9 protein-coding genes and 2 pseudogenes are annotated in these 11,376 nt (G+C 52.2%); 3 read left to right on the top strand and 8 right to left on the bottom strand.

The window, feature by feature from the left end:
• Positions 1-173: 173 nt before the first annotated feature.
• Positions 174-956: an SDR family oxidoreductase gene (locus GM30_RS13350; RefSeq protein WP_049849011.1), complete on the bottom strand. Its 783-nt coding sequence runs from the start codon at positions 954-956 to the stop codon at positions 174-176.
• Positions 957-1,065: 109 nt separating this feature from the next.
• On the opposite strand from GM30_RS13350, the gene GM30_RS13345 reads away from it, so the two are divergent.
• On the top strand, positions 1,066-1,962 hold the full coding sequence (locus tag GM30_RS13345; RefSeq protein ID WP_049849010.1) for a LysR family transcriptional regulator: 897 nt from the start codon (positions 1,066-1,068) through the stop codon (positions 1,960-1,962).
• Here the strand turns inward: GM30_RS13345 and GM30_RS13340 are convergent, their stop codons facing one another.
• The 7 genes and pseudogenes from GM30_RS13340 to GM30_RS13320 all read right to left on the bottom strand — a co-directional run bounded on the left by GM30_RS13340 (position 1,963) and on the right by GM30_RS13320 (position 7,098).
• Positions 1,963-2,382, bottom strand: a complete 420-nt coding sequence (locus GM30_RS13340; RefSeq protein ID WP_049849009.1) for an RbsD/FucU family protein — start codon at positions 2,380-2,382, stop codon at positions 1,963-1,965.
• A 74-nt stretch (positions 2,383-2,456) separates the two neighbouring features.
• Positions 2,457-3,221 carry an SDR family NAD(P)-dependent oxidoreductase gene (locus GM30_RS13335; protein ID WP_049849008.1) on the bottom strand — a complete coding sequence of 255 codons (765 nt, stop codon included), beginning with the start codon at positions 3,219-3,221 and terminating at the stop codon, positions 2,457-2,459.
• Positions 3,222-3,391: 170 nt separating this feature from the next.
• Positions 3,392-4,427, bottom strand: a pseudogene (locus GM30_RS13330) (LacI family DNA-binding transcriptional regulator).
• 33 nt (positions 4,428-4,460) lie between these two features.
• Positions 4,461-5,415, bottom strand: a pseudogene (locus GM30_RS27965) (TRAP transporter large permease subunit).
• Positions 5,340-5,618, bottom strand: a complete 279-nt coding sequence (locus GM30_RS27960; protein WP_238582650.1) for a hypothetical protein — start codon at positions 5,616-5,618, stop codon at positions 5,340-5,342. The pseudogene GM30_RS27965 and the gene GM30_RS27960 overlap by 76 nt, the downstream one beginning before the upstream one ends.
• Positions 5,618-5,998: a TRAP transporter small permease gene (locus tag GM30_RS27955; protein ID WP_238582649.1), complete on the bottom strand. Its 381-nt coding sequence runs from the start codon at positions 5,996-5,998 to the stop codon at positions 5,618-5,620. The genes GM30_RS27960 and GM30_RS27955 overlap by 1 nt, the downstream gene beginning before the upstream one ends.
• A gap of 74 nt (positions 5,999-6,072) precedes the next feature.
• Entirely contained in the window at positions 6,073-7,098 is a 1,026-nt protein-coding gene (locus GM30_RS13320; RefSeq protein ID WP_049849007.1) for a TRAP transporter substrate-binding protein, read from the bottom strand.
• 1,266 nt (positions 7,099-8,364) lie between these two features.
• On the opposite strand from GM30_RS13320, the gene GM30_RS13315 reads away from it, so the two are divergent.
• Together GM30_RS13315 and GM30_RS13310 are read left to right on the top strand one after the other, a co-directional pair.
• Complete coding sequence (locus tag GM30_RS13315) at positions 8,365-8,976, top strand: helix-turn-helix transcriptional regulator (RefSeq protein WP_049849006.1); 612 nt, start codon at positions 8,365-8,367, stop codon at positions 8,974-8,976.
• A gap of 464 nt (positions 8,977-9,440) precedes the next feature.
• Positions 9,441-11,376 (top strand): Ig-like domain-containing protein (locus tag GM30_RS13310; protein WP_238582648.1); only part of this gene is annotated, 1,936 nt, incomplete at its 3' end.

Raw genomic sequence — 11,376 nt, 5'->3', positions numbered from 1 at the left:
ACCCGTGTCGGCTGGTATATCCGCCCGCTCAGCCCGGTAAAATTACCCCACGGTGAGCGTCAGGGCGAAGACGTGATGGCGCAGTACTGGAGCGACGAGCACTACAACTACGCGCTAGTCACGCCGCTGAACTCCACCGGGGTAAACGGACTGCGCAAGGCGGTGTCNGTTGATCACACCGTGGGAACGGTGCCGCCGTCAATGAGATACTCCGTTCCCGTTATCGCACTTGCGCGGTCGGACGCCAGAAACGCAATCAGATTCGCCACCTCGTCCGGTCTTGCGGGGCGGCCCAGCGGAATGCCGCCCAGCGCATCCATAATGATTTTTTTACCCCCCGCGTAATCGGTTCCTGCTTCTTTAGCCAGCCGTTCTGCCAGATGGACGGCGGCTTCGGTTTCAATCCATCCGGGCGAGACACGCAGCACGCGAACGCCTTTCGGCGATACCTCTTTTGACAGACTTTTGCTGTAGGCCGACAGCGCGGCTTTTGCCGCCGCATAAGCAGTGGTCGCTTCCGGCAGCGGCATCAGGCGCTGAATAGAGGAGACATGAATAACGACGCCCGCGCCACGCGCTATCATGCCCGGCAGCAGCAGCCTGTCCAGCCGCACGGCGGGGAGTAAATTCAGCGCCAGTTCCTGCTGCCACTGCACCTCGTCCAGCACGGCAAATCCCCCGGCTGGCGATGACGATCCGCCGAGCATATGCACTATTACGTCCACGCCGCCAGGGTGCTGCTCCACCTGCTGCGCCAACTGCTGGCATCCGGATTCGGTGGTTAAATCGGCGGCGACAAACTGGACATCGTCCCGTAGCGCCTCAGGCCGGTGACGTGCCACGGTAATCACCTGCGCGCCCAGTTCGCGAAACAGCGCGACCGTTGCTGCGCCTGCGCCTTTGGTGCCTGAAGTGATGAGCGCGCGCTTGCCTTTCAGCGACAAAAATTCCGCCATGTTTATTCTCCCGTCTTGTTGTGATTAATGGTGCTTGTTCACTCTAGGGAAGCGAGATAATTTGGACAACGGGGATAAACATGAATGCCATGATGAAGGAATCGGGATAATGTCACGCGTCACGCTCAATGATTTACAGGCGGTGATCGCCATCGCCCGCCGGGGAACCTTTCGCGCGGCGGCGATTGATCTGGATATGTCGACCACCGCGCTCAGCCATACCATCGCCCGGCTTGAGGCGGCGCTGGAAGTGCGGTTGTTTAACCGTACGACGCGCAGCGTGGCGCTGACCGAAGCCGGGCAGTTGCTGGTGGAAGAGATGGGGCCGTCATTGCAGGGCGTGAATGCTGCGCTGGAGGCGGTGCGCGCCCGCAAGGGTACACCGTCCGGCGTACTGCGCATCAACGCGCCGCCGTTTGCCGCGCTCACCCTGTTTTCGACGGTGATCGTCGAGTTTCTGCGCCGTTACCCGCAGATGCATATCGATTTGGTGACGGAAGGGCGGCTGGTGGATATCGTCGCGGAAGGGTTTGATCTGGGCGTGCGGGTGGCGGGTCTGGTGCCAAACGACATGATTGCGCTCTCCCTCGGGCAGCCGCAGCGCTTTGCGGTGGTGGCTTCGCCAGACTATCTTGCGCAGCACGGCACGCCGGTAACGCCGGGTGATCTGCTCAATCATGCCTGTATTCGCGTGCGGTTGCCGGACGGCGCGCTGTACCGCTGGCATCTGGAAAAGCAGGGAGAAGTGGCGCACGTTGAGGTACAGGGGCCGCTGACGCTCGATGAAGCCTCGCTCTGCCGCGCCGCCGTGATGGAAGGGCTCGGTATCGGTTTTTTCCTCGAACAGAACGTGATTGAGGATATTACCGCCGGACGCATGGTGCGCCTGCTGGATGACTGGACGCCACCGTTTCCGGGGCTGTGTCTTTATTATCCAGGCAGACGTCACCCCTCCGCCGGGCTGGCGGCGTTTCTGGCGCTGGCGCGCGAGGTTGCGGCGCGGTAATTACACCCGCACGACCCCGACGGTAAGGATAATATTGGCGAAGCGTCGCGTTTCGCCGGAGGCAATGACCAGCAGCGTGTCGGACGATTTGGCCTGCGCATAAAACTCTTCACGCGACAGCCAGGTAAATTCCGTCTCTGGCGATAAAAGGCGCTGATACTCTTTTTCGATCGTATTATCAAAGTCGGCAGGCGAGGCCATCAGCGTTGCGCTTTCCACATTGATATATTTCAGCAGCTTTTCAAGAATAAACGGGCTGTTGATCATCCCGGGGGCAAAGTTGAGATAAATAATCGTTGCGCCGGGCGCAGAATTTGTCACGAAAGAATAGTTGCTGTCGGCGAGCACTATTTTTGTTTTATGACCACATTTTGCCAGAACGCTTAATAGCTCCGGGTGAATAATGTCTGTCTTAATCATAGTAATCCCTGTAAAACGTGCCAGGCCATGATTGCCCTGGCATGTTCAGATTGACGGTTGCCACTGCTTTTCCGTCACATACGATAAATGCCGCCGTTAATATCAATGGTCGCGCCGGAAATAAAGCCATCGTATTCCGAGGCAAGGAAACGAATGGTGCGTGCGACGTCTTCGGCAGTGCCTGCACGTCCCAGCGGAATCGCGCTGATGGTTTCATCGGCGGATTCTTTAGTGGTATGCACATTATGGAAACGCGTGCCGAGAATCAGCCCCGGCGCTACGGCGTTAACGCGAATGCCATACTGACCGAGCTCTGCCGCCAGCGAGCGGGTCCAGGTCAGGATCGCGCCTTTGGTTGTTGAGTAGACCAGCGAGCCGGAATGCCCGCCGGAGCGGCCTGCCAGCGAGGCAAGGTTAACGATGCTGGCACCGTCTTTGGCGGCTTTAAGGTACGGCAGCGCGCTTTGCGTGACGTTCAGCATGGTGGTCATATTGACGTCAATGACGGTACGCCAGAAGGCCTGATCAATTTCGCCCATCCATTTTCTGGCAATAATTCCGCCGACATTATTGACAAGAATATCAATACCGCCGAGGAATTCTGCCGCAACAGCAACACATTTTGCGGCATCTACTTCACTGGTTAAATCCGCATGGCCGTATGCTGCTTTTTGCCCCAGTGAGGTCGCCAGTGCGACCAGTTCTTTCGGGCCTTCTTCTCCGCTGAAGTAATGGATATAAATATCGCATCCGGCTTCAATCAGCGATTTTGCGGTCGCCTTGCCGATCCCTTGTTCTGCGCCAGTAATCAGCACTTTTTTTCCGGAAAGATTACCCATTTTAATCTCCTGTTATTGATCTTTGCGAGTGACTAACAGCTAATCTGAATTATTATTTTGTGGCGTTGGTTGCTTATTTAAGGCAACGGGCAGCCCTGATCATCTTGTGATCATTAAATTTCCCTGGTGTTGGCAGCTATATACTCGCTGCCGCCCTTACTTACAAAATATTAATGCTCTTCATTTTCAATAACCGACTGTCGGCTAATGAGTTTGGGTACAAATAAGAACTCCTCGGGCGTCAGATCCGGGGTTTCAATGCGCGTCAGCAGGCGGTCGACCATCATGTTGACCATGTCAGCCAGCGGTGGCATGACCGAACTCATTGGCGGTTGAACCAGATCGGCAAGTGGAATGTTATCGATGCCGATGACTGACATATCCTGTGGAATGCGTATTCCCGCGCTGCGTAACCCGGCCATCAGACCAATGCCCATCGCGTCGTTGATTGCCACAATGCCATCCGGGCGCGGCGACTGCTGCAGCACTTTTGCCGCCAGCGAACGCCCCAACTCGGTCATTTCAGCATCGCCGTACGCCACTTCGGCCTTGCCTTCAATCACATGTGCGCTGTCCTGCAGGCCATGTCGTTTGACGGCGGAAAAGAAACCCTCAATTTTATGCAGACGGCTGGTGAGCTGCGTGGCTTCGGTGACAAACACCAACTGCCGACAACCGCGTTCGNNCCAGCCGACCGGCTTCAACGTTATCCATCGACACACTGTCGAACGGCGGATTGCCGTCCGGCGCATGGGCGGACATCAGGCTGTCGTAGTTCACCATCACCATGCCATGGCGGGCGGCGTTGGCGAAGTGGGGGCGATCCATCGCCGTGGCGACAACAATCACCCCCTTCACGCCATGGGCAAACATATCTTCCAGAAAGGCTTTTTCTTCATCTTCCTGGCGATAGGTATTCCCTAACAGCACCCGGTACTGATTGGCTTTGGCGGCACGGTCGACCTCACGGGTCAGCATCGCAAAGCTCGGGTTCACAATCGACGGCACCAGTAAGCCAATCATGCGTGCCTGGCCGGTTTTCAACTGCTGAGCCACCCGGTTCGGCAGATAATTCAGGTCGTGCATGGACTGCCGGATGCGTGCGAGTGTCTCCGGGCGCATCTGATTGGTGCGTCCATTCAACACATTCGACACGCTACTGACTGACACGCCAGCGTGGTTCGCAACATCCCGGATATTAGCCATACTGCCCTCATTATTGACGCAATTATTTGTTAATCAGTACCCTGCCAGTCCCGGCAGCCAGGTGGTGATGATCGGGATCATCGCAATCAGGATGATACCGAACAGTGACACCATCAGGTATTTCACCATTGGACGAATAACGTTCTTCATTTCCACCCCACAAATGGCGCAGGTGGTGTATAACCCGAGGCCAATCGGCGGAGAGAACAGCCCGAAACCCATCGCCAGAATCATCACGATACCGTAATGCAGCGCATTAAAGCCAAGCTGTACGGCAATCGGCACCAGAATCGGCGCGAAGATGATCAGCGCTGGCGCACCTTCCAGTACCGCGCCGAAGACAATCAGGATGATGATGGTCAGTAGCAGGAACACCCAGGCGCCTTGCGAATGACCAATTCCGACCAGCAGCTCCGCAATCTGTTGCGGGATCATCTGGATGGTCAGCACGTACGACAGGCTGGTGGCGCAGGCGACGATGAACAACAGCACGCCGGACATCGCCGCAATGTCGATGAACATTTTCACCGTGGCACGGAAAGTCAGCTCACGAAACGCCAGTCGACCAATCACAATCGCATAAACGACTGCAAAAGCTGAGATTTCCGTTGAGGTGGCGATGCCCATCATCACACCACGGCCAATCATGAAAATCATCGCCAGGCCGACAATCGCCCCTAACCATAGCTGCAACAGCGGACGCATCTGCGGGTACGCTTCGCGAATGTTGATTTTGCCGCCGAAACGGTTGGCGGCGATCAGCATCAACACCAGCAGGCAGGCGGCAGGCATCAGACCGGCGATAAACAGCGCGCCGATGGAGATGTTCGCCACAAAGCCCAGCACNGACGCCCGCCAGCTTCGACCCGGAAATGCCGGAGAAGAAGGCCATCGACAGCACCGTCGTCATGTTCAGACCACCGCGGAAACGCCCCATCCCACGCACGACCAGCTCGACCAGACGTGTTGACATGCCGTTGATTTCCATGGCCGCACCGGCCAGCAGGAAGAACGGGATCGCCAGCAGGACGAAGTGATCCACAGCATCAGCCCGGCAGCGGCGGTGGCCGGGTCGGCCATCAGGGAGAGTTTCAGCCAGCCCAACAGGATCAGCACCACGATCCCCGCACCGCTTAACAGCACCACTTTCGCCCGCGCTTTCAGCGCATGTTCAAGCGCCGCCAGCATCATCACCACGGAGCACTCGAACCCACCAGTCCGACTGCCACCAGGAACAGCACCCAGCGGCTGGCGTGCACCACATAAGGACGAACGGATTCAGGAATAAAGCGCAAAAAGAGATCGACGCCGATATGACCGCCGCGCCCGGTTGAGGTCGCCACGCCAAAAAAGACCAGCGCAATCATCATTGCACGCGCCATCTCTTCCGCCCATTCGATAGGGGAGTGCAGAGCGTAGCGCCAGATCACGGAGGCGAAAACCACCAGAACGTTAATCAGTAAAACCAGCCCACCGGCCCAGGCGGTCAGGGTCGTCAGGAATTTATTCAGCCGGGAAAGGTAAACCAGCGGCCCCGAGGGGGTTTTGATTGCCATCGATGTGTCAGCCATATCGAACCTCGTTATAAAGCTCCCGTCGGAGGCGGCCAGCCATCACCGGCCGCCTGGATGAAGGAAAGGGGGGATTACTCCGCCGCCGTTACGTCATCAACGACAGTTTTCATCTGCGGATATTTTGCCAGGAATTCATCCCAGACCGGTTTCACATCTGCGCGCAGGGCATTGCGATCCACTTCGCGGAACACCATGCCGAGGCCTTTCAGTTGCTCAACCGCTTTCTCTTCAATCTTATAGGATTGCTGGCGTTCATATTCGGTCGCCTCGCGGGCGGCTGCCAGGAATCCAGGACGCAGTTTTTCCGGGATCTGCTGGAAGCTGTTTTTATTCATCGCAATCATGATGGGGTTATAGATGTGCTGCGTCAGGGTCGCGTTTTTGGCGATCTCATAGAACTTGTTGGCGAGCACGGTAGCGGAGTCGTGTTCCAGACCGTCGATCACCCCCATCTGCAGACTGGAGTAAACTTCACCGCCTGGCATCGGGATAGAGACCGCACCCATGTGGTTGATGGTGGCGATAAAGTTCGGTACCGGCAGCACGCGGATTTTCAGGTTTTTCAGGTCTTCCGGTTTTTCGACCACTTTCTTGGTGTAGATGTTACGTGCGCCCAGGTTGTAGGCGTAATCGATGACTACCACGTTGGCTTTTTTCAGCATCAGATCGGAAAGTGCTTTACCGGCGTTACCGTCCAGCGCTTTACCCACCTGATTCCAGTCTTTAAACAGATAGCCCAGATCCAGCACACCGATTTCCGGGACCAGCGTGGCCCAGATAGAGGTGCCGGAAATCATCATATTGATGGCGCCAATGCGCACCTGCTGGGTGGCGTCCGCTTCTTTACCAAGCATCGCGTTAGGGAAGTAGTTCAGTTTGATCTCATCTTTAAGCTGAGGATCTTTCTCAATATTGGATTGTAAGCGTTTGAACCAGATGTAGTGCGCCGAGTTGTCATCCGCGGTCAGTGACGAATAAACACGGAGAGTGACTTTGGCTTCGGCAAGGTTAGTGACAGCACCGGCCGCGAACAGCATAGAGGTAAGTAGGGTTCCAACGAGGGTTTTGCGTAAAACGGATTGCTGAATGTTCATCATGTTAGTCCTTGTGAGAAAACATTTTTCTATTGTTCCCGACCGATAGCACGGTCTGTCAGGGCATGACTGCGACTTTCTTATTCTTCTGTAACGTTACACTAAATCGTTACAGAGGACGTTATAGGGTAAATTTCGTTCAGACAAGTGCTGGGATAAAGGAAAAATGAAATTTGTGAGCGGGGATAAAAAACCAGGAGAAAACCAAATGAAACAGGCTCGGGAAAGCAGATGTACAGTCACTGTTTAGTGGATTTAGTTATACCAGCGCGATTTTCTTGTTGAGGAAAGTCTAACAACGGTTTTTTTCCCCCCGGCAAATGTTCCTAATTGCATCATGCGATAGTGAGATTTTTTCTTTCAGGTTTTCAGACCGTTTCCTGGAAGATGATGAAATCTCTGTCTCAGTTATACTGAATTGTATAATTTATGTTAAAAAACACTTCAAACCGAATACTTATTTGAAAACAGTTTTACTATTTTCCTCAAAAACGGAGGTGCCGCACATTGATGCTTATTTCAGACAATCTGCCGATGTAAAATTGTCTTATTGTAACCCGTTTAAATGCTGTGATACTGTCGTGATATTAAGAATATTCATTAACCATGAGAGGCGATGAAGTGAAATGAAACTTCTTCTCTTTAACTGAGAAATGTAAACTAAGAATTATTCTCGATTGCTGATGCCTTAGTTTCTATTAAGGCAATCGTAAGTGAAAGGGTGCTTTATTAAGTATTACTGATTTGGAATAATGTTTTCTAAGCATTCTCTTACGGAAATACGAGTAAAGATCAGATTATAAAATACGAGTTTTTTTAGCTGCTGTTTTTATATGTATAAAAGACAGAGGCTTGGTGTACACGTTTCTGTGTGCAAAGGATTGACTATTTTTAAGGTCGGGGATATTCTTGGGTTGTAATCCAGAATCTGTTAAGAACTGTGTTAATAACGTTTTATACGTTGTTAACATTGTATTAGCCATTTTCACGGAAACGGTTTACCCCGAGAAAATCTTAATCTCATCTCTGCATCTTCAATATTTATTGTATTGAGGTACAGAATCTCTATCCCTACGCGATGAGACAGAAAGTATTCAGTGCCATGTTACACACGGTTGTTTGCTTCAATAGACGGTGCTGTCACCCTGTTTATATGAGCGATAAGGAAAAGCCTGAACACACTATTGCAGGGAATGCAATAAGGTCAGGCGCTTGTTGGCTATCGGTATAAACTAGGGCTTTTGGCATCAGTGTATATAGGGATGATTTATGAAAGCGTTATATCTTGGTGAAAAGAACCTCGGAAGCCTGGGGATTATCAGCATCATTGAGTCCAGTTATGAGACCGCTTCGGTAACTCTGAAGGGGGTCGATAAGTTTCTGGAGGAAGACGCAGAAGAGCGGCATTACAGTATTGGCATCATTGACGGCAAGGCTCTGTACGCCAGCCCCATTCAGCATCTGAAGCGGCTGTCGCAACTGATGGCTTGCCCTGTTCTGCTTCTGGTCGAAGACGATCAACCGTGGCAAAAGTACCTGGAACAGATCGACAACGTCCATGGCGTGATTAAGCGTGAAAGCGATGTCGAGTTTTTTATAAATACTATCAATATCATACGCGACGGCGGTTATTGCTATTCCTGGGATATTCATTCCATCAAGAATAATGGCGCGGCGATGTTCAATGATGAGTATTATGCTTCGGCCGGTTTGACGCGCAGGGAGACCGAGATTTTGAAAATGTGTCTGGATGGCGCAACTAACAAGGCGATATCTATCCATTTATCTCGTAGTGAAAAAACGATCAGTGCGCATAAATCCAATATATTAAGAAAGTTGGGTGTGAAGCGTTTTTCTGATCTGTTCTTCCACTGCCGCTGACATATTTTTCAAATACAACGTTCGTAGAAGTATGGGTGTAATATCGTGATTGCGATATTACCTCCATGCTCGTATCCCCGTGTCTGTGATATACGCAACATGGGATGTATTCGTATTGTGATCCCGATTTTATCATTGCGACTTTAAGGAACTCTTAATCTATAAGCATATTACTTATTTTTTCTTTGTTTTATTAAGGGGAGAGCGGTTTCAGTGACTAACGCCCCCATCCATGGGCAATAAATCTCTTTATAAAGCAAATAATTAACAATTGTACAGAATCCAGGAATGACTAAGTACTCTCAGTGCGGGTTAAAAAGGTGAAAATCTAGCGAGATGGTGCTCATGTTTTGGCGAAATAATTGATGGTAAGTTAGCGAAAGCTCTTCCGGATAAGGGTCATCTATACCTATTCAAGAATGGAAGCAACCTGGTTACGAATCATGATGTCTGGAGTATAAAAGATGGAAAATAAAATTATTCTGGCTATTAACAGCGGAGAAGGAAAAACGCGTCTGTTAACCGCTGATGCTGGCAAGGCAGTTAATGTAAAACTTATCCCAGGTAATAAGTATCTGTTAAAGAATGTCAATGATGACTTCGCACCAGAAAATATTACACTTAAGCGCGTTGGAAAAGCGCTGCATGTTATTCAGGAAGGGGATACTCAGCCGAGCATTATTATCGAGGATTACTTTGATGGTGATCCTAATAATCCGGTGCTGCTGGGCATGGCGGAAGATGGTCAGTTGTATGCCTACGTCCCCTTATCCGGAGAAGGTTACGACACCGGCTATCTGATTGCTGATGGCAATCTGTCACCGGTTGCCCTGGGCGGTGAGCCTATGGGCCCCGGTAGCGGAATTTTTACTGCTCCCGGTGATGATAACGACTCCTTATTCGGCCTGTTGGGCTTCCTTGCTGCCGCCAGCGCAATGGGTATCGGTGCCGCCGTTGCAATGGAAGATGACAGCAACAATATCACTGACCGTTCTGCACCAGAAACGCCAGCCATTGGTAGCGCCATCGATAACGAGGGCTCCGTTGTTGGTCCGTTGAAGAGTGGTGATCAGACTGACGATACTACGCCAACCCTTAGCGGTCACGGCGAACCTGGCGATACCATCCATATTTACGACAACGGCAAAGAAATCGGCACGGTTAAAGTCGGCGATGACGGCAAGTGGAGTTACACGCCAGAGAAACCGCTGGATGATGGTAAGCACGACATTACCGTCGCGGAAGAAGATCCGTCTGGCAACATTAGCCCACCTTCCGATCCGATTATTATTACCGTTGATACCCTTGCTCCGAACGCGCCCACCATTCAACACGTGATTGATAAGGCGGGCGATGTCGTTGGTGAAGTTAACCATAACGGCTGGACCGACGATACCCGCCCGGAAATGAGCGGTACCGGTGAAGCGGGCGCAACTATCACTATTTACGATAACGGTAAAGCTATCGGGCAGACTGAAGTAAACGCCGATGGTCGTTGGTATTTCAAACCGACCCAGAATCTGGCGGATGGTAATCATGACATTACTGTCACGCAGACGGACAAAGCGGGCAACGTCAGCGATCCTTCTCCGGTTCGCGACTTCAGCGTCATCACCAGTGCACCAGAAAAACCTGAGCAGCCAGACGTTCTTGATAATACTGGTCCGAAAACCGGTCCGCTGGAGCCTGGTGATGTAACTGACGAAACCAAACCGACTTTTAACGGTGAGGGTACGCCAGGTAACGTCATCATCATCAAAGATAACGGCGAAGAGATTGGTTCGACCGTCGTGGGCGACGACGGAAAATGGAGCTATACGCCGAAAGACGATTTGGGCGAAGGCAAGCACGAGCTGGAAGTGTCTGAGAAGGATAAAGCAGGCAACATCAGCGACCCTTCAGATCCGATTCAGATTGTGGTCGATACAACACCACCGGTGAAACCCGATGTGGCAAATGCGCAGGATGACAGCGCCCCGATCACCGGTAAGATCCAGGATGGCGGCGTTACTGACGATACGACACCAACCTTCAGCGGTGGGGGGCAGCCGGGTGATACCGTCACGATTTATGATGGTGACGAAGTCCTGGGTACCACCGTTATTGACGATGACGGTAAGTGGTCATTTACTCCGGACGAACCGCTGGGTGATGGCGAACATAGTATTACGGTGACGCAAACCGACCCGGCAGGAAATACCAGTGATGTCTCTGACTCACTGGATTTTGGCGTTGATTCTACTCCGCCAGATGCCAGCGAAGATGTACTGAAAATTACGGGAGTTGCCGATAACGTTGGCGATCAACAGGGCAACGTGACCCATGGCAGCACCACCGATGACAGCCAGCCGGCCATTACCGGTATTGGTGAAGCCGGTAACACCGTGTTCGTCTACACCA

This window comes from Trabulsiella odontotermitis (assembly GCF_001188485.1).
GTDB lineage: Bacteria > Pseudomonadota > Gammaproteobacteria > Enterobacterales > Enterobacteriaceae > Trabulsiella > Trabulsiella odontotermitis_A.
Note: the sequence above shows the minus strand (reverse complement) of the source record. Positions and strands in the feature narration are given on the sequence as shown.